The following is a 19,922-nucleotide window of genomic DNA, read 5'->3' on the forward strand; positions in this document are numbered from 1 at the left end:
ATATGAGCACAACACCAACAGAACGTGAATATTTCCTCGACTCGATCCGGGCATGGCTGATGCTATTGGGGATCCCTTTTCACATATCACTGATTTACTCCAGCCACACCTGGCATGTGAATAGCCAGATGCCCTCATGGTGGCTGACGCTGTTTAATGACTTTATTCACGCCTTCCGTATGCAGGTGTTTTTTGTCATCTCCGGCTATTTCTCTTACATGCTGTTTCTGCGATACCCGCTTAAACGCTGGTGGAAGGTGCGCGTCGAGCGCGTGGGGATCCCCATGCTGACCGCAATTCCGCTACTGACGCTGCCTCAGTTCATTATGCTGCAGTACGTCAAAGGCAAAGCGGAAAACTGGCCGAATCTGTCACTGTATGAAAAGTACAACACGCTGGTCTGGGAGCTGGTGTCTCACCTGTGGTTCCTGCTGGTCCTGGTGGTGCTTACCACGGTGAGCCTGTTCATTTTCAGCCGCCTGCGTCACCACCTGAGTTCGAGAGCTGACGCCTTTTTCGCCACCGTTACGCTGGGCAAACTGTCGGTGCTCTTCTTGCTGTTGGGTATCGCTTACGCCGCGGTGAGACGCATCCTGTTTATCGTCTATCCACCGATACTGAGCGACGGCCTGTTTAATTTTGTGGTGATGCAGTCCCTTTTCTACATTCCGTTCTTTTTAATTGGCGCGCTGGCGTTTATTTACCCGAAGCTGAAAGCGCTGTTTACTACCCCGTCACCGTGGTGTGCTGTTGGTGCGGCCATCGCGTTCGCGGCCTATCTGCTGAACCAGCGCTACGGGAGCGGTGACGCCTGGATGTACGAAACGGAAAGCGTGATCACCATGCTGCTGGGTTTATGGATGGTGAACGTAGTATTCGCGCTCGGCCACCGCCTGCTGAACTTTAAATCCAGCCGCGTGACCTACTTCGTGAATGCGTCGCTGTTTATTTATCTGGTGCATCACCCGCTCACGCTCTTCTTCGGGGCTTACATCACCCCGCATATCGCCTCTAACACGCTGGGTTTCTTTACCGGTCTGGTGTTTGTCGTGGGGATTGCGATCGTGCTCTATGAAATCCACCTGCGGATCCCGCTTCTCCGTTTCCTCTTCTCAGGAAAACCTCAGGTAAAAGCCTCATAAACAACCGCGGCGCACTCAGTGCGCCGCGTTTTGCTTCAGGTGTCCAGTTCCTGCCCGCGCTGGGTCAGCAACCGTTGATAAAGGTGGGTGGTTTCTTCATCGAAACAGACAAAGATAACTTTCTCAGGCATCGGTTTTAGCGACAGATAGCGGTAAACGGTATCGACGGCGATCGTAGCGGCAGCCGCCTTAGGATAGCCATACACCCCCGTACTGATGGCCGGGAACGCCATTGTTTTATAGCCGTTGTCGGCAGCCAGCCGCAGACAGTTTCGGTAAGCCTCTTCCAGAATACTCGCCTCGTGCCGATCGCCACCGTGCCAGACAGGCCCTACGGCGTGGATCACCGCTTTGGCAGGCAGATCGCCCGCAAGCGTAATGACCGCATGGCCGGGAGGACATTCGCCCTGCTGTTGCCGTACGGTTTTGCAGGCTTCCAGCAGCTGCGGTCCTGCAGCCCGGTGGATAGCCCCGTCCACACCGCCTCCCCCCATCAGGGAGGGATTGGCCGCATTGACGATGACGTCGACGTGCATGGTCGTAATATCACCATGAATAACTTCAATTTGCGGTTTCATAAAGCCCCTCTGCAACCCGCCTTTTTATTAAGTGTATCGCAGGGCTGCCCGGGAGAAAAAACTATCAGAAAAAATCCTCTTCCGCACAAAGCGGAAGAGAGAACGCTATCGATACTGGATTTCGACAACCGCGAGCGTTTTTTCAGGGTTAAGGTATTTCATGCGGAGCGACATCAGATCTGAATCGGACACTTTGCCATTAAGCGCCTCTTCATAACTGACCATGCGCGTTTGCATACGATTATTATCCGGACAGGACATAGCAAACTGTCTCTGCTGCGGCGTAACTTCACAGGGGTCTGCAACAATGGCACCGCGAAAATGAATAACGCCACCGTTCACAATGGTAGCCGAATAAACCGGGAGGCTAAAAACAGAAACAATCAGGCCCAGACCCGTCACGAGTCGAGCGAAAGAGTGGTTCATTATCGGTACTCCTCAATGAAAATCGTCCTTGAGGGGTAAACGCACTTCATTATGACAAACGAAGTCTCACGTTAAGGAACATAATGACCTGATCCCTGATATCAGCATAGCTCAACGGCACAGACCCGCCACATTCGCAACACATTGATTTCATGAATGATTAAAGCGAACGTTCCGCTGGCGACCACTGCTGTGATAAATGAAGCGATTTACCGTCTGAAACGGTGACAACGATTTTTACCGTGTCTCCCGCATTAATATTTAAACTCAGGCGCATTAAATCAATCGTCTGATTAGCGGGTATAAAAAGGGTATTTTGCTGTCGGGACGAACTTTGTCCCCCCTGCCCTTCCCGAACGGAAACAATCTGAACCTGACAATCACACGGCTGCGCCAGGGTGACCTGAGGAATAATGGTGGTCATATTTTCCTGCTGCGACGTTTTGAAAGTTATCTGGCTGGAAAGCGCGGCAAGAAGAATTAAGGTATTCATGATGAACTCCCGAAAAAAAACAGGGCATCAGCCCTGTTTTTTTGTAGCACAGATTTCAGTATCAGTACTGATGAGCTGTCGCGTGGTTACCAAAGCCAATCTGGGTAACGTTGACAGTAGAGTTAGAGGCAGTCTGGTCGACGAGGGCGCCGTTAAAGCCGCCGGACTGGCTAACGTTCATAACAGATTTTTTGCTGTTCCACTGATCCAGTGTTGCACTGTTGCCAAATCCTTTCTGGGTCAGGTTGATTTTACTGTCATCAGAACCCTGACCAACGTCAGCGCCGTTACCGCCACCTTTCTGGGTAATATTCAGCACGGAATTTCTGGCGTCTGTCTGCAGAGCAACCGCGGAGTTACCGCCACCGTCCTGATAAATATTCAGGGTTGAATTTGGGCCACTGTATCCGCCATGACCATGCCCATGACCCCAGCCGCCCTGATTAATAGAACCCGCCATAGCACTACCAGAAACTACGATTGCTGCAAGCGCTGCCACTTTGAGAAATTTCATGGTAAACCCCCATCGGATTGATTAAAATCGTCGCGAATGCGCTAATGTTGAATAACGTTAATCGCCATTTGCGACTGTTTCTGCACTACAACTGCGGTTTTCTGCGTACCGTACTGCGTAATATTTGCTCTATTACCCGACCCTTTCTGGATAATTTTCGCGCTATTACCGTATCCCTCTTGCGTAATACCTGCATCATTCGCGGTACCGCTCTGATCGATCCAGGCTATATTGTAACTCCCTGATTGATCAACTCTTGCTCTGTTGCCCGCCCCATCCTGTGAAACAATGGACAAGAGTTTTGAACCTTCCTGGCGAACCTGAGCGTCATTAAAAACACCCTGTTGACCAATAATGGCTGCCTGATTGAGTGATGAAAGACTTAATTCGTTAACCGCAAAGTTATATTCAGCATTGGCTAAATCTGAATTCGCTGCGGTTACAAATCCAGGCGCACCCAGTAATGTAAACACCATAAATAACGATGTGTATTTCATGTTGTCACCCTGGACCTGGTTATTTAATCACGCCATAACCTATAACCGTGTTACTTGTAAAAACGATGCGTATTGTGTTAACGCGTCGTTACGGTGAAGAGTATGTCCGCTGAAACATTTTAAATATCTCACCCGCGCGGCTTATTTTTATTTTTCGGATCACCACAAAGTCGTAATTTACGACAAAAATCACTTTACTCAGGCCAGCTTATATTTTTTATTTCCCCTGTCCAACAATCAGGTTGTACAACGAGGCGAAGGCTGTCCACGCGTCTTCTCGCGTTGTTTAAACGTAACGGCAGAAGGACACTTTTTCACAGTCGTGACACGAAGCCCGTTTTCTTAAGCCAGACAACCGCGCATTTATGGGCTTAGAAATAATCTGTACCTCATACTGTTTTATCGTTCGCATAAAATAATAAATATACCTAATAATCAATGAAATATAAATATTTGTATGATTTTTAAAAACTGTGCATCTCTATTTAGATGTACAACTTTCTCATCATTTCTCGCCATTCATCACAAGTGATTTTCACAAATTAATATTGATTTTTACATTCGGTTACATGTTTAACACTTGCTTTAAACTTCGTAAAAGCTAGATTGAAATTAGATGTACGAAATTGGTTTTATATTTACCTCCCCGTGGAGGTTATGGTCTGATTCTACACACAGCAGTGCAACATCTGTCAGTACTTCTGGTGTCCTCTATTAAACAGGAGGACAGCTGCCAGGTGCCAAAAAAAAGTGGGGTTTCATCATGTATAATGAAGTCCATAGTTTACATGGTCATACATTACTGTTGATCACAAAACCTTCTTTGCAAGCGACAGCGTTATTACAACATTTAAAGCAATCTTTATCACTGAACGGGAAATTGCATAATATTCAACGTTCTTTTGATGATATTGCACCTGGCAGCATCATTCTGTTCGATATGATGGAAGCTGATAAAAAGCTCATCCACTACTGGCAAGATATTTTAAGCAGGAAAAACAATAATATCCGCGTGCTATTATTGAATACGCCTGATGAATATCCTTTCAGGGATATTGAAAGCTGGCCGCATATCAATGGCGTGTTCTACGTCACGGAAGAAGAAGACCGGGTAGTTGAGGGTCTGCAAGGCATATTGCGCGGAGAGTGTTATTTTTCGCAAAAGCTGGCCAGCTACCTCATCACGCACTCCGGAAATTATCGCTATAACAGCTCAGAGTCAGCACTGCTCACGCACCGTGAGAAAGAGATCCTGAATAAGTTACGCATTGGTGCTTCAAATATTGAAATCGCCCGTTCGTTATTTATCAGCGAAAATACGGTAAAGACGCACCTTTATAATCTTTTCAAGAAGATAGCTGTAAAAAACCGAACTCAGGCGGTTTCGTGGGCAAACGATAACCTCAGGCGTTAATCACATGAAGCGCACGTTGAGTTGGATCGCCGCAGCGAGTTTCCTGCTCGCTGCCGGGAATCTGAAGGCCGTCGAGGTCGAAGTTCCCGGATTGTTAACAGACCACACTGTCTCATCGGTCGGGCACAGTTTTTATCGAGCCTTCAGTGACAAATGGGACAGTACTTATACCGGAAATATAACAATCAACGAGCGGCCCAGTGCACGATGGGGAAGTTGGATAACAATAACGACCAATCAGTACGTTATTTATCAAACGTTTTTATTCCCCACTAAAATGGACTTCGATAAAAACGTAGCCCTGGCACTGGCCCAATCAGAAGACGCTATTAATCGCCTGCAAATAGATAAAGCCCTATTAAGCACCAGCGATTTAGCTAAAGACGAGTTCTAGCGAACCGATATGCGGAGGCTGTCATGCGTATTGCATATGCAGTTGTTTCGATAATGCTAATAACACCTATAAGCTGGGCCGGAAATATGACGTTTCAGTTCCGTAACCCTAACTTTGGCGGTAACCCTAACAACGGTGCCTTTCTGCTGAATGAAGCGCAGGCGCAAAACTCCTATAAGGACCCAAGCTTAAAGGATTTTAGCGTTGATACCCCATCCGCACTGGACAACTTCACTCAGGCTATCCAGTCGCAGATTTTAGGCGGGTTACTGACCAACATTAATACCGGCAAACCCGGCAGAATGGTGACCAACGATTTTATCGTTGATATCGCCAACACCGATGGACAGCTTCAGCTGAACGTGACCGATCGTAAAACCGGAAGGATCTCCACTATTCAGGTTTCCGGTCTACAAAGTAATTCAACTGACTTTTAAACAATAGCTAAATAAGGACAACGATCATGCAGCGCTTCCTGATATTTGTTGCAGTGTGCTTATTGAGCGGTTGTTTAACTGCTCCACCTAAAGAAGCTGCAAAACCAACATTAATGCCTCGGGCCCAGAGTTATCGTGATTTAACGCATTTACCTGCTCCAACGGGGAAAATATTTGTCTCCGTATACAACATTCAGGATGAAACCGGGCAATTCAAACCTTACCCGGCAAGTAACTTCTCCACGGCCGTGCCGCAAAGTGCCACCGCGATGCTGGTTACCGCGCTCAAGGATTCGCGCTGGTTTATTCCGCTGGAACGTCAGGGTCTTCAGAACCTGTTGAATGAACGGAAAATCATTCGTGCCGCACAGGAGAATGGTACCGTCGCGGCCAATAACCGCACGCCTCTGGAATCTCTGGCGGCAGCGAACGTGATGATTGAAGGATCGATTATTGGTTACGAAAGTAACGTTAAATCGGGTGGTGCGGGCGCGCGGTACTTCGGTATCGGTGCGGATACCCAGTACCAGCTCGACCAAATCGCCGTTAACCTGCGTGTGGTCAACGTCAGTACAGGCGAAGTGCTCTCTTCTGTGAACACCAGCAAAACCATCCTGTCTTATGAAGTTCAGGCAGGGGTATTCCGCTTCATCGATTACCAGCGTTTGCTGGAGGGTGAAATTGGCTACACCTCTAACGAGCCGGTCATGATGTGTCTGATGTCGGCCATTGAAACCGGCGTGATCTTCTTAATCAACGACGGTATTGACCGCGGGCTGTGGGATCTGCAAAACAAAGCAGACGTGCAGAACCCGATACTGGTGAAATACCGCGATATGTCAGTCCCTCCGGAATCCTGACAGGAAGCGCATAAAAAAGGCGAGATGATTATCTCGCCTTTTTTTATTCGCTCACCGCCGTGATGTCTTGCGCTTTTTCCCGCCGCGACGCCAGCCAAAGACCGCTGTTTTTCATGGCATAGCCAAACAGCAACCCCAGCGCCAGGGAAGGAACGACCAGCTTCCAGTCACCCTGCCCTGCAAAGGTCGCGCACGCCCCGATAAAGGTGCCCGGCACAAACGAAAGCAGGAGATGCTTAGCCTGAATACACATCAGGAAGGCAACAACGCCCGTCATGATGTACCCCAGCATCTCCAGATGCGGCGCCAGCGCGCTGCCTTTCATGATCACCAGCGCCCAGATAACCCCGCTCATTAGCGTGCAGCCTGAGATAAAGAACCCTTTGACGCCCCCCTGCGGGCAGGCGAAATAGGCCGTACAGCCAAGGAATCCAGCCCAGCTGAGCAATCCGAGAGATACGGCCACCCATCCCCAGAGCCCGGAGAGAATGCCCGTTGTTATTGCGATACAAAGTAATATGTTCATGGCGCGCATCTTAGCAGAAGCGCACCATAGAAATGCGATCAGAAGCACATTATGTGCAAATTGAAATGCGGCGTTGCAGGATTTACGTGATCCAAATCACTCTTCGTTCTCTTCTTCCAGCTCATCCCACATCGCCGCAATTGCGTCGCGGGTCAGCGGTGCCAGCGTTCTCCAGAATGGCGAGGCGGCGTGGGCTTCGACTTTCCCAAGGAATGTTCCGACCCACGGCAGCAGGTACGTTTCGAAAAGCGTTTCGATGGCTTCGTTCTCATCATCCCCGGCGTTATCTTCAATCCAGGAAGCGGCCAGCAGCAGCGTACCGATATGATCCGCAGGCGTATCGCTTAGCGGCATACCGCGCGTGGAGAGGAAAGCACGGACTTCCGCTTCCGTCGCCCCTTCCTGCCAGGCAGAACGGTATGGCGAAACGCGGCACTCATCGCCGACGAACAGCGCATTGTAATCGGTCGCAATCTGCTGCATGTCGCAGCTTTTTTGCAGACGCGCCAGTAAATCATCCTGTTCCAGCGGCCAGTTCTCCGCCAGCTTACCTTCACGAATCAACGTAAAGAGCGGAACCAACAGCGGGTCTTGCGGCTGGCGATAATAGAGCGTACCCAGCACGCGGCAAAGGATGGAAAACTCGTTCATTTTTATTATTCCATTACACAATTAAAGATCGGCAAATTCGGCAATCGGCTCCATGCCGCGCGATTCGAGGAAATCGAGCATGCGGCGCGGAGTCACGTTCAGGATTTGCGCTTCCGGGAAGTTAACGTCATTGAGCACTTTCAGGCACTCGCTGAAATCACCCAGCGTAAAGGCGGTATGGGAATCCGAACCCAACGCCACCATGCCGCCCGCATCGCGTACGGCGGCGGCCACTTCGCGGCAGTTGGCTTCACTGCCCTTGCGCGAGTGAACAAAGGAGGAGTTATTAATCTCCAGCGCCACGCGGTGCTTCGCTGCCGCCTGCGCGACAGCCTGAATATCAATCGGGTACTTCGGGTTGCCGGGGTGGCTGATAATGTGCACATTGCCGCTGGCAATGGTGGCAATCATCGCCGCGGTGTTGGTCTCTTTATCCTGAGGTGCAAAAACCGGCTCGTGGAAACCTGCGAGGATAAGATCCAGAGACGTCAGCATCGGCCCGGTGCAGTCGATCTCACCGTCGGTATTTTTGATATTCGCCTCTATGCCGCGCAGAATCCCAATGCCGTCCACCAGACGTGGCCAGATCCGCATATTCACAAAATGCCAGTAGTGCGGCGCATCCGCCATGTCCGGACCATGATCGGTGATCGCGAACAGCTTAATGCCTTTCAGCTTCGCCTGGGCGATATAATCATGGAGGTTGCTATACGCGTGGGTACTGGCGACGGTGTGCATATGCAGGTCAACGGGATACATCTCTCTCTCCTCTGCGGTTTTTCCAAAGGATAGCAGTTATCAGCGGCGAATATTAGCAAAAACCCGGCGAACGCCGGGTTTCTCTCAGTAGCCGCGCTGTCTGTCAACCTGGCCGGTGACCGCGTTACCCTTCTCCATTTCGCTGATGGTATGGGATATGTACGCCACCGCTTCTGCCGGACGCGTCACGGCGGCCACGTGCGGGGTCATCGCCACGCGCGGATGTGCCCACAGCGGGCTTTCCACCGGCAGCGGCTCACGGCTGTAGACATCCAGCATGGCGCCTTTTAGCTTTCCGCTGTCCAGCGCCTTCAGCAGATCGGTCTCGACCAGATGCACCCCGCGCGCCAGGTTCATCAGGTAGCTCTGATCGGCTAACTGGTTGAGCAAGGTTTCATTGATGATCCCTACCGTTTCCGCCGTGTGGGGCAGCAGGTTGATCAGCACGCGCGTGCCGTTCAGAAAGGCCGGAAGCTCATCCGTTCCGGCAAAGCTCTCTACGCCCGGATAGTCCTTACGGCTGCGGCTCCAGCAGCGCAGCGGGAAGCCCCACGGAGCGAGAGCTTCAGCCACTTTTGAGCCCAGCACGCCCGCACCGAGGATGCCGATGGTAAAGTCTTCGCGACGGTAATCCGGCAGCGGCTCCCAGTGGGCCTGCTGTTTAAAGGCCTGATAGTCATCAAAGCGGCGGAACCAGTGCAGCACCTGGCTGACGGCATATTCCTGCATCTGCTGGCCCATGCCGGTATCTTCCAGGCGGAACAGGGGAATCGCTTCCGGCAGCATGTCAGGGTGCGCCTTCAGCTTGCTCAGAATGGAATCCACGCCCGCCCCCAGGGCAAAAACGGCCTTCAGCTTACGGCCCTGGAGCATTTCTACCGGCGGATGCCAGACCAGCGCATAGTCAGCATGTTCGTTATCTCCACGCTTCCACTCGCGAACGCGTGCGCCGGGTAAAGCTGCCGTGAGCGCCTCGATCCAGTAGGCCGTATCAAACGTGGGGTGATAGAAAAGTATATCCATAGTCATTCCTGCCTTTTATTGCGCTGATTTATTTTGCTTTTTAACGAGGTTGTCAGCATAACAAATTTATTGCGCGGCTGTGTTGCTGATAAAAAAGACGCTTTCAGCACAATTAAGAATCATGTTGCCTGAAGTTTGTCTAAACGCGCTAATTTACTGAAAAAGTGAGTTGACGGCAGTTCGGCTTTTCCTTACATTAGCGCCCGTCCCGTCAACAACGGATGGAATGTTGGGTGGGGGGGCGGGGGGGGGGAGCGGCCCCGCGTGAAAGGGGTGTATACGCCAACGTTGGGGGGGTTCCACCCCCCCCCTCACCGCCATATTTAAAGAAGAGCTCGCATGAAAATGCGGGCTTTTTTTTCGCATATTGCACGCATGCTGGGGGGATGAGAATCCCCGACCGGGGTTCGACAACTGGCGACAGCCAGTTGGACAGACTGTGAGCGTCGCGAACAGGCTGCCCGCAGGGCGAGCGAAGCGAGTCAATCCCCCCCTCACCGCCATATTTGAGATGAGAGCTCGTACGAAAGTACGGGCTTTTTTCTTTTATATTCTCCGAAAGGGGGGAATTCGAACCTTGAAACTCCCTGCGCTCTTTATGTCGGGTGGCGCTGCGCTTACCCGACCTACAAAAAGCTACTCCTCCACCATCTTCGCATACTCTTCAGTCAGAAAATCCACCAGCGTCCTGACCGACGGCAGCATGCCGCGCCGCGAAGGATAAACCGCGTGAATCACTTCCCGTCGGGGTTCCCACGCGTCCAGCACCCGTACCAGTTCCCCTGACGCAAGCTGATCCTTCACCATCAATATCGGCAACTGTACAACGCCCACGCCCGCCATCGCTGCTTCCCGCAGTGCCAGCATGTCGGTGGTAATAAAGCGCGGTGCGTAGTGGATCTCCGCTTTCGCCCCTTCTGGACCACTGAGCTCCCATTTATGCACCTGTTTACCGGCCCCCATACTTAATCCAGGCCATTCACTGAGCTCGGAAGGCATTCGCGGTTTACCCATACGTTCAATCAACTGCGGACTTGCCACCAGGCAATGCCCCCTGTCAGCCAGCACCCTTAACACCAGATCGCTGTCATCAAACGGACGCGGACGCACGCGGATAGCCACATCAATACCTTCGCCAACAAGATCGACCCGACGATTGGTGGCCTCAAGCTGGAGATTAATCCCGGGGTAGCGCGCCATAAACCGCGCGAGCATCGGTCCCACGTGGACGTGCAGTAACGTGACGGGACAGGTGATCCTGACGACGCCGCGCGGCTCAGCCTGCAGCGCAGCAACGGCCTCCTCTGCCGCTTCTGCTTCTATCAGCATTGCCCTACAGTGCTGATAGAAAGTGTGCCCCACTTCCGTCACCGTAAACTGCCGCGTCGTGCGCTGTATCAACCGTACGCCAAGCCGCTCCTCCAGCTGCGCGATCCTGCGGCTCAGTTTGGACTTGGGTTGGTCAAGCGCCCTTCCCGCCGCCGCAAACCCCCCGTACTCCACTACCTTCACAAACCAGACGAAGTCATTGAGATCCTGCATAAATCCTCATCGTTCTATTTTCAGAACAGTGAATGCCATTTTAACTATCTACCGGGATATTAGCCCTGAATATAAGCTAATTACATCAACAGAACATCAGGAGTTAATCATGAAAAACATCACTGGCGTTTATACCGCTCCTCGTCAGCACTGGGTGGGCGACGGTTTCCCGGTCCGTTCAATGTTCTCCTATCAGACGCACGGCGAGCCGCTCAGCCCGTTCCTGCTGCTGGACTACGCGGGCCCGTACACCTTTCCGGCAGACGGTGCGAAACGCGGCGTAGGCCAACACCCTCACCGGGGTTTTGAAACGGTCACTCTCGTCTATTCCGGTGAAGTGGAGCATCGCGACTCCACGGGGAAAGGCGGCGTCATTGGCCCCGGGGACGTGCAGTGGATGACCGCCGGCGCAGGCATTTTGCACGAGGAGTTCCACTCCAGCGCGTTCTCGCAAAAAGGCGGAGAACTCAAAATGATGCAGCTTTGGGTCAACCTGCCGGCGAAAGACAAGATGGCCGCACCGGGCTACCAGAGCATCACGAAAGCCGACATCCCGGTGGTGACGCTGCCTGACAATGGTGGAACGCTGCGGGTTATTGCCGGTCGCTACGACACGGTGACCGGCCCGGCGCACACCTTCTCGCCGCTCAACGTCTGGGACATCGCGCTGAACCAGGGAAGCCATCTGACGCTCGCTCAGCCGGAAGGCTGGAGCACGGCGCTGGTCGTGCTTGAAGGCAGCATCACGGTAAACGGTACCGCTCAGGCGGGTGAAGCCCAGCTGGTCGTGTTAAGTCAGGAAGGCGACAAACTGCACCTGGAAGCGAACAGCGACGCAAAAGTGCTGCTGATGGCCGGCGAGCCGCTGAATGAACCGATCGTGGGCTACGGCCCGTTTGTGATGAACAGTAAAGCCGAAATCAACGAAGCCATTCGTGATTTCAATTCCGGCCGCTTCGGCCAGCTCTGAACGTAATAAAGGAGAAGAACATGTCTACACCTGCGAATTTTGATGGAACCCGTCCGGTCATCGATGTGAACGATGCTGTGATGCTCCTTATCGATCACCAGAGCGGTCTGTTCCAGACCGTTGGTGATATGCCAATGCCGGAACTGCGTGCCCGTGCGGCAGCGCTGGCAAAAATCGCTACCCTGGCGAAGATCCCGGTGATCACCACCGCATCCGTCCCGCAAGGGCCGAACGGACCGCTTATCCCGGAGATCCACGCCAACGCGCCGCATGCGCAATATGTTGCCCGTAAAGGCGAGATCAACGCCTGGGATAACCCGGAATTCGTGGCGGCGGTAAAAGCCACCGGGCGTAAGACGTTGATCATTGCGGGTACCATTACCAGCGTCTGCATGGCCTTCCCGTCGATCAGCGCGGTTGCGGACGGGTATAAGGTGTTTGCGGTGATTGATGCCTCCGGCACCTACAGCAAAATGGCGCAGGAGATCACGCTGGCGCGCGTTGTACAGGCCGGTGTGGTCCCGATGGATACGGCGGCGGTGGCCTCTGAGATCCAGCGTACCTGGAACCGTGAAGATGCGGCGGAGTGGGCAGAGGTGTATACCCACATCTTCCCGGCTTATCAGCTGCTGATCGAAAGCTACAGCAAAGCACAGGAAGTGGTTAAAAACAGCGAAGTGCTCGATTCACAGCGTTAATCCCCTGCTCCGCGGCGTAAAAACCGTGGAGCTGATTATTGCTTAACCGAACAGGCACTAAAGCTGAAAATCTGCTTGACCGTGTCAGCGCAACTCCCTATAGTAGCGCCCCGTTGCCCCCCACGCGGTCAGGCAGCAAAACAATATGGTGAGGTGTCCGAGTGGCTGAAGGAGCACGCCTGGAAAGTGTGTATACGGCAACGTATCGGGGGTTCGAATCCCCCCCTCACCGCCATATTCGAGATGAGAGCTCGTACGAAAGTACGGGCTTTTTTCTTTTATATTCTCCGAAAGGGGGGATTCGAACCTTGAAACTCCCTGCGCTCTTTATGCCTGCACATAAAACAAAGCCCGGTTTCCCGGGCCTTGAACGCAACTGCACACTCAGTAATACGCTTGCAGCGTGCGCTGGCAGAGCGCCGAGCGCACGCAGTCATCTTTGGTGAAGCGTACCACCCCAATCATCTCATCTTCCTCAAAACGTGACATGGCGTCGCTCAGTCCGGATTTCACGCCGGACGGCAGGTCACACTGGGTAATATCGCCGTTAACGATAACCGTCACGTTCTCCCCGAGGCGCGTTAAAAACATCTTCATTTGCGCAGCGGTCACGTTCTGAGCCTCGTCAAGAATGACGACCGCATTTTCAAATGTACGTCCGCGCATATAGGCGAACGGCGCGATTTCCACCTTGCCAATCTCTGGCCGCAGGCAGTACTGCATGAAGGATGCACCCAGCCGCTTCACCAGCACGTCATAGACGGGCCTGAAGTACGGGGCAAACTTCTCCGAAATGTCACCGGGCAAGAAGCCGAGATCTTCATCAGCCTGCAGTACCGGACGGGTAACAATGATTCTTTCCACGTCCTTATGGATCAGCGCTTCCGCCGCTTTGGCTGCACTGATCCAGGTTTTCCCGCATCCGGCTTCACCGGTTGCAAAGATGAGCTGTTTACTCTCGATAGCATTCAGGTAGTGCGCCTGAGCCTCATTGCGCGCCACAATTGGAGAATTATCACGGCTGTCACGGGCCATGCCAATTGCTTCTACGCCACTCATCTGCACAAGCGAGGTGACCGATTCTTCTTCACGCTGTTTATGGCTACGTGAATCCCGTCTCAGCACACGTTTTGCTTCGCGACGAGCTTTGATCACTGCTTTTTGTCTTCCCATGGATAGCACCTTGAGTTGTTGGTATTCATCACACGCGCCAGCGTCGGCACGATTATGCGCACGAACATCAGAGGGTTGGCTTCCTTGTAAGCCATTGCTTGCACTATCGGATGACGATACGGAACAGCTACGCGCACCGTTCTGCACGTCGGTCGAATCAGATTCTTGAGGGAGGGGGGAAAATTTAGTGGTGAGGAAATCGCTGCCGGAGTCTGAGCCTCCGCGCCGGGTGCTGCGGTTGTTATGTTTACCTTGTCCAGTACAGGACGCAACCATTCGCGATCTCCATAGTGATTCAGCATCACTGCCGGGAACTACCGCTGTCTTATCTTAAGTACATCAGGAGTTATCATAAATGCAACATTTATTTTACCTGAATGCAACTTTTAGGACTGTCCCTACAGTTGAAATCAGTCTCATATAGAAATATTACAGAAATATAACAGCAGGATAGTCATATGAAAAAATAATGTCCCCGCGAACGGTTGCGGGGACAATTATCAGGCTTCAATAAGACCCTGCGCGAGATACGCGTTGCTGTCGCGCACGCCTGGCAGGGCAAAGAAATAGCCGCCGCCGATAGGTTTAATGTACTCTTCCAGCGCTTCGCCGTTTAAGCGCTTCTGTACCGTCAGGAACCCCTTCTCGAGATCGTGCTGATAGCAGACGAACAGCAGCCCCATATCGAGCTGACCGGAATTGGTCACGCCGAGCGAATAGCTGTATCCCCGACGCATCATCAGACTGGACTGCGTCTCTTTGGTACGCGGATTGGCCAGACGAATATGGCTGTCCAGCGCAATCACGTCGCCATTCGGATCGCGGGCGTAGTCAGGCACATCATGCTCGTTCTTCATGCCGAGCGGTGCCCCGCTTTGCTTATCGCGACCGAAGATCGTCTGCTGCTCTTTGAGCGGCGTGCGGTCCCAGAACTCCACGTGGAACTGAATAATGCGCACCGCCTGATAGCTGCCGCCCACCGCCCATGCCGGTTCATTCTGGTCGGCAGTGACCCACACCACCTCCTTCATGAGCGCGCTATCGTGGCTGTCCGGGTTGGCCGTGCCGTCCTTAAAGCCCAGCAGGTTCACCGGGGTCTCTTTACCCTTACTGCGGGCGGCGTGATCAGAGATAAACCCTTCCCGCTTCCAGCGCACGCTCAGCAGATCCGGCGTGTGCTTGATGATGTCGCGCAGGGCGTGGATCACCGTGTCCTGGGTGTTGGCGCAGATCTGCAGGAGCAGGTCGCCGTGACAAAGGGCGGCATCCAGGGAATCATTCGGGAAGCGCGTCATTTTTTGCAGCGCTTTCGGCTTCTGTTTTGCCAGCCCGTAGCGCGCGTCAAACAGCGATTCTCCCAGCGAAACGGTTATGGTCAGGTTATCCGGGGCAATGAATGGCCCCAGAATGCCGGAGTCCATTGGCGGCAGACGCGGGTTCGGCGTATCGGGCGCCGGTCCACCGGCGGTCAGAAACGCGATGCGCGTCGTCAGCAGGCGGAACAGGCGTTCCAGATCGGCTTTATCGCTGGCCAGCGAATCAAATGCCACCAGCATCATCGACGCCTGCTGCGGCGTCAGAATGCCCGCCTGATGCTCGCCATAAAACGGCTGCGTCTCCATGCGGGCGTTGGGTGACAGCGTGCCGGGCGCGCTTTGCGGTTTCGCCGCGTGCGCCACCGGACACCCGCCAGCCAGAGCAAGCGCGCCCCCGAGCGCCCCTACCCCTTTTAACAGCCGACGACGTGAGGGCTCTGCCACGTCGCTCTCGTTGTGCTTATCCATCGTGCTTAGTCCAGACCCAGTACGCCACGCAGCAGGGAGAGATCTTCCGCCAGGGCGGTAATCGGGCCTTTCAGCGCGTTACGGTCGGCATCGGTCAGCTTGTCGTAGGTTTCAAAGCCGTCTTTGGTACGGTACTTCGCCAGAATGGTGTCGACCTTTTTGAAGTTGGCGTCCACCTTGGCCAGCAGCTCGCCGTTCTCTTTCTGCAGCTGAGGACGCAGCAGGTTAACAATTTTCTGCGCGCCGTCGACGTTAGCCTGGAAGTCCCACAGGTCGGTATGGCTGTAGCGATCTTCTTCGCCGCTGATTTTGCTCGCGGCCACTTCTTCAATCAGACCGGCCGCGCCGCCCACCACTTTAGACGGCGGGAAGGCCAGCTCGCTGATGCGCTTTTGCAGCTCCAGCACGTCGCTGTTCAGCTGCTCAGCGTATTTCTCCATCCCTTTGGTGGTGTTGTCGCCAAACAGGGCTTTCTCCAGACGGTGGAAACCGGTGAATTTCGGATCGGCGGCCTTCTGCTCGAAATCATCTTCACGGGCATCGATGCTGCCATCAAGGTCAGAGAACAGCTCGGCGATCGGCTCGATGCGCTCGTAGTGCTGACGGGTTGGCGCATAGAGGGATTTCGCTTTTTCGATATCCCCGGCCTTCACCGCATCGGTAAAGGCTTTGGTTGCCGTCGCCAGCTCCGCCGTCTCTTTCGTGACGTACGCCTTATACGCGGTAATTGCATCGCCCAGGCTCAGCACCGCAGCGCCTTTCGCCGCATCGGCCGTCGCTTCACCTTTGACGATGAGCTTCCCTTTCGGGTTGGTCAGCAGGCCGCAGGTCATCTCATACTCGCCCGGCTGCAGGTTGGCGGTCATCTTCTGGCTAAAGCCAGGGGCGATATTTTCACGCTCTTCCACCACCAGAACCCCTTTCAGGATCTCCCACTCCAGCGCCTTCTGGCTGTGGTTCTGAATAATAAACTGGGTTTTACCGCTGTTCACCGTGAGGGTCATCGGCTCACACTGCTTGTCGTTGACGGTGACCTTAACCTGTGGAACATCCGCGCCCCAGGCGGAGAAAGCAGAAGCGAACAGCGCGGCAATGCCTGCGCATAACGCACTACGACGGAACTGAATTGCCATGACTCTTCCCTTTAAAAGTATGTTGTCACTAAATCAAAAATTACGGCGCAACGCGCGACGCCTGCGTGCCGGTACGCGGCGGCATTGCGAACAGCACCAGCGCCGGAACCAGATAAATGAAGTACATCGCCACCTCGCTGACGCTCGGCGTTTCCTGATAGCCGAAGATACCTTCGAGCAGGGTTCCGGTCAGAGAGTGCGTGGAGAGAACGTTGCTGAGGTCAAACGCCACGTCCTGGAAATGGTTCCACAGGCCCGCTTCATGGAAGGCGCGAATCGCCCCAGCCGCCAGACCCGCCGCCACCAGCAGAATAAACAGGCTGGTCCACTTGAAGAAGGCGCCCAGGTTCAGGCGGATACCGCCCCAGTACAGCAGGAAACCGAGCACCACGGCCGTGGCGAGGCCCAGCACGGCCCCCAGCGGCGGCCAGATCCCCACATCCTGCTGAAACGCCGCCAGCAGGAAGAAAACAGACTCCAGCCCTTCACGCGCGACGGCGAAAAAGACCATCATAATGAGCGCCCAGCCGTGGTTGTTCCCCTTCTGCAGCGCGTTATCCACCGCCTGCTCCAGCTGCACCTTCACGTTACGCGAGACTTTACGCATCCAGAACACCATCCAGGTGAGGATCACCACCGCAATCACGGCCACGATACCTTCAAACAGCTCCTGCTCTTTCTGCGGGAACTCGCCGGTGGTTTCGTTAATGAGAATGCCCAGGCCCAGGCAGAGCGCCGCGGCAAGGAATACCCCGACCCACATGACGCCAATCCAGCGCCCGCGCTGGGTTCGCTTCAGATAACTGGCGATGAGGCTCACGATAAGGGCGGCTTCGAGCCCTTCACGTAACATAATGAGAAATGGAACAAACATGCCTACACCTTAAATGTTTATCGCGGTCAACTGATGCAAAGAAAGGTAAATTCTTGTGATAGTGATTATCATTACGACGGAAAGAAAAACAAGCGAAATGTGCGGTGTTTTGATGACGAGTTGTAAAAGCAAAGCCTGATAATAGTGACGTACGTAACGTTCAGGTTTATAAGTTATAACGAAAATGCCCATTTACGCTGATTCAGGGCTGTGGCTAAATATCCGCCTCACAACCTAACTGAAAATAAACCATGTTTAAAATTGTCCATTTCCTGCTGGCGCTGGTGATTATTCTTGCGCTCGCCTGGCTTACGAGTTTTGACCGCCGGAAAATTCGGGTTCGTTTTGTTTTACAGCTGATTGTTATTGAAATTGCGCTGGCGTTCTTTTTCCTGCACGCCGAAAGCGGGTTATTCCTGATTAAATACGTCTCAGGATTTTTTGAGTCACTGCTCAAATTTGCTGGCGAAGGCACCAATTTCGTCTTTGGCGGTATGGGTGAAAAAGGGCTGGCGTTCATTTTCCTCGGCGTGCTGTGTCCGATTATTTTTATTTCCGCACTGATCGGTATTCTTCAGCACTGGCGGATCCTGCCAATTTTTATTCGGGTAATCGGTACGCTGCTGTCAAAACTGAACGGTATGGGCAAGCTGGAATCCTTTAACGCGGTGAGCTCGCTGATCCTCGGCCAGTCGGAAAACTTCATTGCCTACAAAGGCGTGCTGGGCGATCTCTCCTCGCGTCGTCTGTTCACCATGGCGGCCACGGCCATGTCGACAGTCTCCCTGTCGATTGTCGGGGCGTATATGACCATGCTCGACGCCAAATATGTCGTCGCGGCGCTGATTCTCAACATGTTCAGCACCTTTATTATCCTCTCAGTCATCAACCCGGCGCGCCCGGAAGCGGAACCGGATGTTAAGCTCGAAAAACTGCATGAATCCCAGAGCTTCTTCGAGATGCTCGGCGAGTATATTCTGGCCGGTTTTAAAGTAGCGATGATTATTCTGGCGATGCTGATTGGCTTTATCGCGCTTATTAGCGCCGTTAATGCCCTCTTCTCCAGCGTATTTGGCATGAGCTTCCAGCAGATCCTGGGCTATGTATTTTATCCCCTGGCGTGGCTGGTAGGGATTCCGCTGAGCGATGCCTTAAACGCGGGCAGCATAATGGCGACCAAGCTGGTGGCGAATGAATTTGTGGCGATGATTGAGCTGCAAAAAATAGCGCACCAGATGTCCCCGCGCGGGCTGGGGATTTTATCCGTCTTCCTCGTCTCGTTCGCGAACTTTGCCTCCATCGGCATCGTGGCCGGGGCGATTAAGGGCCTGAACGAGCAGCAGGGTAACGTGGTATCGCGTTTCGGGCTGCGTCTGGTGTACGGCGCGACGCTGGTGAGTTTGCTGTCGGCGAGCTTTGCGGGGTTGGTGCTCTGATGCAATGCCGGGTGGCGCGCAGCGATCCCGGCCTACAAAACAACAACGGCGGGAATTCCCGCCGTTTTCATTAAAACTGCACGCACACCGGCTGATCGACACGCATCACCGACTCCTGCGCGAAGCGGGACTTATAAATCCCGCGTAACGCTTCGATGTTCTTCTCGCTCTGCGCATCTTTACCGTGGATCAGCATCAGCGCCTTGCTCGGCTCGCGCGCCACTTTTCCGTCGTTCCCCAGCCACTGCCCGCGGGCATCAAACACCGTTAAGCCATCGCGAAAGCGCGGCGTCACGTCCTGGTCAACAAACTGCTGCCACTCGTTGCTGGTAATCTGCGCCCCGGCAGGACGGTTTAAGCCGAAATAGAGCGTGGTTTGCTGCATCTGGCTATCCGCTTTGCAGGTCTCCACCGCCGCGTGTTGCGATGGCGCGCTGCAGCCCGCCAGCATCAATAATGCCGCCGCCATTAACCCTGTTTTGATTGTCATGCTTCGCTATCCTCATTGTTATAAGCACATGGATATCACAGGAAAAGACAGATTTTGGCAAGAAAAAAGCCGGGTGCGCTTGCGCTTACCCGGCCTACGGTTTTCCGT

General features: G+C 53.5%; 23 protein-coding genes, 1 tRNA gene and 1 other RNA gene. 10 read left to right on the forward strand and 15 right to left on the reverse strand.

All coding sequences use genetic code 11. From position 1 onward, the window contains the following. Window positions 1-2: 2 nt before the first annotated feature. The gene (mdoC, locus tag ACHH0Z_RS03345) at window positions 3-1,142 is read left to right on the forward strand and encodes a glucans biosynthesis protein MdoC (RefSeq protein WP_008500838.1); all 1,140 of its coding nucleotides are present in this window, start codon (window positions 3-5) and stop codon (window positions 1,140-1,142) included. A gap of 35 nt (window positions 1,143-1,177) precedes the next feature. On the opposite strand, the gene ymdB is transcribed toward mdoC, so the two are convergent. The 5 genes from ymdB to csgB all read right to left on the reverse strand — a co-directional run bounded on the left by ymdB (window position 1,178) and on the right by csgB (window position 3,650). Beyond that, window positions 1,178-1,720, reverse strand: a complete 543-nt coding sequence (ymdB, locus tag ACHH0Z_RS03350) for an O-acetyl-ADP-ribose deacetylase (protein ID WP_008500839.1) — start codon at window positions 1,718-1,720, stop codon at window positions 1,178-1,180. 105 nt (window positions 1,721-1,825) lie between these two features. Next, window positions 1,826-2,146 (reverse strand): type 1 fimbrial protein, encoded by a 321-nt coding sequence (locus ACHH0Z_RS03355; RefSeq protein WP_045406648.1) that lies wholly within the window; start codon window positions 2,144-2,146, stop codon window positions 1,826-1,828. Between the two features lie 160 nt (window positions 2,147-2,306). Continuing rightward, complete coding sequence (gene csgC, locus ACHH0Z_RS03360; RefSeq protein ID WP_023343744.1) at window positions 2,307-2,639, reverse strand: curli assembly chaperone CsgC; 333 nt, start codon at window positions 2,637-2,639, stop codon at window positions 2,307-2,309. 61 nt (window positions 2,640-2,700) lie between these two features. After that, window positions 2,701-3,153, reverse strand: coding sequence for a curli major subunit CsgA (gene csgA / locus ACHH0Z_RS03365; RefSeq protein WP_008500842.1), 453 nt, complete (start codon window positions 3,151-3,153; stop codon window positions 2,701-2,703). A gap of 41 nt (window positions 3,154-3,194) precedes the next feature. Further along, window positions 3,195-3,650, reverse strand: a complete 456-nt coding sequence (csgB, locus tag ACHH0Z_RS03370; RefSeq protein WP_008500843.1) for a curli minor subunit CsgB — start codon at window positions 3,648-3,650, stop codon at window positions 3,195-3,197. A 763-nt stretch (window positions 3,651-4,413) separates the two neighbouring features. Between csgB and csgD the strand changes: the two genes are divergently transcribed. Genes csgD through csgG form a run of 4 tightly spaced genes read left to right on the forward strand, consistent with a single transcriptional unit; the run spans window position 4,414 to window position 6,755 of the window. After that, window positions 4,414-5,064: a biofilm master transcriptional regulator CsgD gene (gene csgD / locus ACHH0Z_RS03375; protein WP_021240790.1), complete on the forward strand. Its 651-nt coding sequence runs from the start codon at window positions 4,414-4,416 to the stop codon at window positions 5,062-5,064. 4 nt (window positions 5,065-5,068) lie between these two features. After that, the gene (csgE, locus tag ACHH0Z_RS03380) at window positions 5,069-5,458 is read left to right on the forward strand and encodes a curli production assembly/transport protein CsgE (protein WP_021240791.1); all 390 of its coding nucleotides are present in this window, start codon (window positions 5,069-5,071) and stop codon (window positions 5,456-5,458) included. Between the two features lie 23 nt (window positions 5,459-5,481). Continuing rightward, window positions 5,482-5,895, forward strand: coding sequence for a curli production assembly/transport protein CsgF (csgF, locus tag ACHH0Z_RS03385; RefSeq protein ID WP_008500846.1), 414 nt, complete (start codon window positions 5,482-5,484; stop codon window positions 5,893-5,895). A gap of 26 nt (window positions 5,896-5,921) precedes the next feature. Further along, window positions 5,922-6,755, forward strand: coding sequence for a curli production assembly/transport protein CsgG (csgG, locus tag ACHH0Z_RS03390; protein WP_008500847.1), 834 nt, complete (start codon window positions 5,922-5,924; stop codon window positions 6,753-6,755). A 43-nt stretch (window positions 6,756-6,798) separates the two neighbouring features. Here the strand turns inward: csgG and ACHH0Z_RS03395 are convergent, their stop codons facing one another. The 4 genes from ACHH0Z_RS03395 to ghrA all read right to left on the reverse strand — a co-directional run bounded on the left by ACHH0Z_RS03395 (window position 6,799) and on the right by ghrA (window position 9,714). Continuing rightward, on the reverse strand, window positions 6,799-7,281 hold the full coding sequence (locus ACHH0Z_RS03395) for a DUF1097 domain-containing protein (protein WP_074168345.1): 483 nt from the start codon (window positions 7,279-7,281) through the stop codon (window positions 6,799-6,801). A gap of 96 nt (window positions 7,282-7,377) precedes the next feature. Further along, window positions 7,378-7,932, reverse strand: a complete 555-nt coding sequence (locus tag ACHH0Z_RS03400) for a molecular chaperone (RefSeq protein WP_021240794.1) — start codon at window positions 7,930-7,932, stop codon at window positions 7,378-7,380. Between the two features lie 21 nt (window positions 7,933-7,953). Beyond that, window positions 7,954-8,691, reverse strand: coding sequence for a phosphatase (locus tag ACHH0Z_RS03405; RefSeq protein WP_008500850.1), 738 nt, complete (start codon window positions 8,689-8,691; stop codon window positions 7,954-7,956). Between the two features lie 84 nt (window positions 8,692-8,775). Beyond that, entirely contained in the window at window positions 8,776-9,714 is a 939-nt protein-coding gene (ghrA, locus tag ACHH0Z_RS03410) for a glyoxylate/hydroxypyruvate reductase GhrA (RefSeq protein WP_045406653.1), read from the reverse strand. A 366-nt stretch (window positions 9,715-10,080) separates the two neighbouring features. Between ghrA and ACHH0Z_RS03415 the strand changes: the two genes are divergently transcribed. Further along, window positions 10,081-10,217, forward strand: a non-coding RNA gene (locus tag ACHH0Z_RS03415) — RtT sRNA. A 133-nt stretch (window positions 10,218-10,350) separates the two neighbouring features. Here the strand turns inward: ACHH0Z_RS03415 and ACHH0Z_RS03420 are convergent. Then, window positions 10,351-11,256 carry a LysR family transcriptional regulator gene (locus ACHH0Z_RS03420; protein ID WP_045406655.1) on the reverse strand — a complete coding sequence of 302 codons (906 nt, stop codon included), beginning with the start codon at window positions 11,254-11,256 and terminating at the stop codon, window positions 10,351-10,353. 109 nt (window positions 11,257-11,365) lie between these two features. On the opposite strand from ACHH0Z_RS03420, the gene ACHH0Z_RS03425 reads away from it, so the two are divergent. The 3 genes from ACHH0Z_RS03425 to ACHH0Z_RS03435 all read left to right on the forward strand — a co-directional run bounded on the left by ACHH0Z_RS03425 (window position 11,366) and on the right by ACHH0Z_RS03435 (window position 13,159). Continuing rightward, window positions 11,366-12,226, forward strand: coding sequence for a pirin family protein (locus tag ACHH0Z_RS03425; protein WP_045406657.1), 861 nt, complete (start codon window positions 11,366-11,368; stop codon window positions 12,224-12,226). A gap of 20 nt (window positions 12,227-12,246) precedes the next feature. Beyond that, the gene (locus tag ACHH0Z_RS03430) at window positions 12,247-12,924 is read left to right on the forward strand and encodes an isochorismatase family protein (RefSeq protein ID WP_045406659.1); all 678 of its coding nucleotides are present in this window, start codon (window positions 12,247-12,249) and stop codon (window positions 12,922-12,924) included. Window positions 12,925-13,071: 147 nt separating this feature from the next. Continuing rightward, a tRNA-Ser gene (locus tag ACHH0Z_RS03435) sits at window positions 13,072-13,159 on the forward strand. A gap of 149 nt (window positions 13,160-13,308) precedes the next feature. On the opposite strand, the gene phoH is transcribed toward ACHH0Z_RS03435, so the two are convergent. The 4 genes from phoH to efeU form a co-directional block, all read right to left on the reverse strand. Next, window positions 13,309-14,097 carry a phosphate starvation-inducible protein PhoH gene (gene phoH / locus ACHH0Z_RS03440; RefSeq protein WP_008503509.1) on the reverse strand — a complete coding sequence of 263 codons (789 nt, stop codon included), beginning with the start codon at window positions 14,095-14,097 and terminating at the stop codon, window positions 13,309-13,311. A 500-nt stretch (window positions 14,098-14,597) separates the two neighbouring features. Then, entirely contained in the window at window positions 14,598-15,881 is a 1,284-nt protein-coding gene (gene efeB / locus ACHH0Z_RS03445) for an iron uptake transporter deferrochelatase/peroxidase subunit (protein ID WP_045406662.1), read from the reverse strand. Between the two features lie 5 nt (window positions 15,882-15,886). Beyond that, entirely contained in the window at window positions 15,887-17,014 is a 1,128-nt protein-coding gene (gene efeO / locus ACHH0Z_RS03450; RefSeq protein ID WP_021240800.1) for an iron uptake system protein EfeO, read from the reverse strand. 40 nt (window positions 17,015-17,054) lie between these two features. After that, on the reverse strand, window positions 17,055-17,888 hold the full coding sequence (gene efeU / locus ACHH0Z_RS03455) for an iron uptake transporter permease EfeU (protein WP_008503506.1): 834 nt from the start codon (window positions 17,886-17,888) through the stop codon (window positions 17,055-17,057). A 251-nt stretch (window positions 17,889-18,139) separates the two neighbouring features. Between efeU and ACHH0Z_RS03460 the strand changes: the two genes are divergently transcribed. Next, the gene (locus ACHH0Z_RS03460; protein ID WP_021240801.1) at window positions 18,140-19,324 is read left to right on the forward strand and encodes a NupC/NupG family nucleoside CNT transporter; all 1,185 of its coding nucleotides are present in this window, start codon (window positions 18,140-18,142) and stop codon (window positions 19,322-19,324) included. 70 nt (window positions 19,325-19,394) lie between these two features. Here ACHH0Z_RS03460 and ACHH0Z_RS03465 read toward each other — a convergent pair whose 3' ends face one another. Further along, window positions 19,395-19,814 (reverse strand): DUF3574 domain-containing protein, encoded by a 420-nt coding sequence (locus ACHH0Z_RS03465; protein WP_032651277.1) that lies wholly within the window; start codon window positions 19,812-19,814, stop codon window positions 19,395-19,397. Window positions 19,815-19,922 lie beyond the last annotated feature (108 nt).

Origin of the sequence: Enterobacter cloacae complex sp. 2024EL-00227 (genome assembly GCF_043945315.1) — a bacterium.
GTDB classification, from domain to species: domain Bacteria; phylum Pseudomonadota; class Gammaproteobacteria; order Enterobacterales; family Enterobacteriaceae; genus Enterobacter; species Enterobacter roggenkampii.

What these genes read in the sequence shown, in the direction of transcription:
- mdoC (WP_008500838.1), top strand. Translation starts at nt 3, where the DNA reads ATGAGCACAACACCAACAGAACGTGAATATTTCCTCGACTCGATCCGG.
- ymdB (WP_008500839.1), bottom strand. Translation starts at nt 1,720, where the DNA reads ATGAAACCGCAAATTGAAGTTATTCATGGTGATATTACGACCATGCAC.
- ACHH0Z_RS03355 (WP_045406648.1), bottom strand. Translation starts at nt 2,146, where the DNA reads ATGAACCACTCTTTCGCTCGACTCGTGACGGGTCTGGGCCTGATTGTT.
- csgC (WP_023343744.1), bottom strand. Translation starts at nt 2,639, where the DNA reads ATGAATACCTTAATTCTTCTTGCCGCGCTTTCCAGCCAGATAACTTTC.
- csgA (WP_008500842.1), bottom strand. Translation starts at nt 3,153, where the DNA reads ATGAAATTTCTCAAAGTGGCAGCGCTTGCAGCAATCGTAGTTTCTGGT.
- csgB (WP_008500843.1), bottom strand. Translation starts at nt 3,650, where the DNA reads ATGAAATACACATCGTTATTTATGGTGTTTACATTACTGGGTGCGCCT.
- csgD (WP_021240790.1), top strand. Translation starts at nt 4,414, where the DNA reads ATGTATAATGAAGTCCATAGTTTACATGGTCATACATTACTGTTGATC.
- csgE (WP_021240791.1), top strand. Translation starts at nt 5,069, where the DNA reads ATGAAGCGCACGTTGAGTTGGATCGCCGCAGCGAGTTTCCTGCTCGCT.
- csgF (WP_008500846.1), top strand. Translation starts at nt 5,482, where the DNA reads ATGCGTATTGCATATGCAGTTGTTTCGATAATGCTAATAACACCTATA.
- csgG (WP_008500847.1), top strand. Translation starts at nt 5,922, where the DNA reads ATGCAGCGCTTCCTGATATTTGTTGCAGTGTGCTTATTGAGCGGTTGT.
- ACHH0Z_RS03395 (WP_074168345.1), bottom strand. Translation starts at nt 7,281, where the DNA reads ATGAACATATTACTTTGTATCGCAATAACAACGGGCATTCTCTCCGGG.
- ACHH0Z_RS03400 (WP_021240794.1), bottom strand. Translation starts at nt 7,932, where the DNA reads ATGAACGAGTTTTCCATCCTTTGCCGCGTGCTGGGTACGCTCTATTAT.
- ACHH0Z_RS03405 (WP_008500850.1), bottom strand. Translation starts at nt 8,691, where the DNA reads ATGTATCCCGTTGACCTGCATATGCACACCGTCGCCAGTACCCACGCG.
- ghrA (WP_045406653.1), bottom strand. Translation starts at nt 9,714, where the DNA reads ATGGATATACTTTTCTATCACCCCACGTTTGATACGGCCTACTGGATC.
- ACHH0Z_RS03420 (WP_045406655.1), bottom strand. Translation starts at nt 11,256, where the DNA reads ATGCAGGATCTCAATGACTTCGTCTGGTTTGTGAAGGTAGTGGAGTAC.
- ACHH0Z_RS03425 (WP_045406657.1), top strand. Translation starts at nt 11,366, where the DNA reads ATGAAAAACATCACTGGCGTTTATACCGCTCCTCGTCAGCACTGGGTG.
- ACHH0Z_RS03430 (WP_045406659.1), top strand. Translation starts at nt 12,247, where the DNA reads ATGTCTACACCTGCGAATTTTGATGGAACCCGTCCGGTCATCGATGTG.
- phoH (WP_008503509.1), bottom strand. Translation starts at nt 14,097, where the DNA reads ATGGGAAGACAAAAAGCAGTGATCAAAGCTCGTCGCGAAGCAAAACGT.
- efeB (WP_045406662.1), bottom strand. Translation starts at nt 15,881, where the DNA reads ATGGATAAGCACAACGAGAGCGACGTGGCAGAGCCCTCACGTCGTCGG.
- efeO (WP_021240800.1), bottom strand. Translation starts at nt 17,014, where the DNA reads ATGGCAATTCAGTTCCGTCGTAGTGCGTTATGCGCAGGCATTGCCGCG.
- efeU (WP_008503506.1), bottom strand. Translation starts at nt 17,888, where the DNA reads ATGTTTGTTCCATTTCTCATTATGTTACGTGAAGGGCTCGAAGCCGCC.
- ACHH0Z_RS03460 (WP_021240801.1), top strand. Translation starts at nt 18,140, where the DNA reads ATGTTTAAAATTGTCCATTTCCTGCTGGCGCTGGTGATTATTCTTGCG.
- ACHH0Z_RS03465 (WP_032651277.1), bottom strand. Translation starts at nt 19,814, where the DNA reads ATGACAATCAAAACAGGGTTAATGGCGGCGGCATTATTGATGCTGGCG.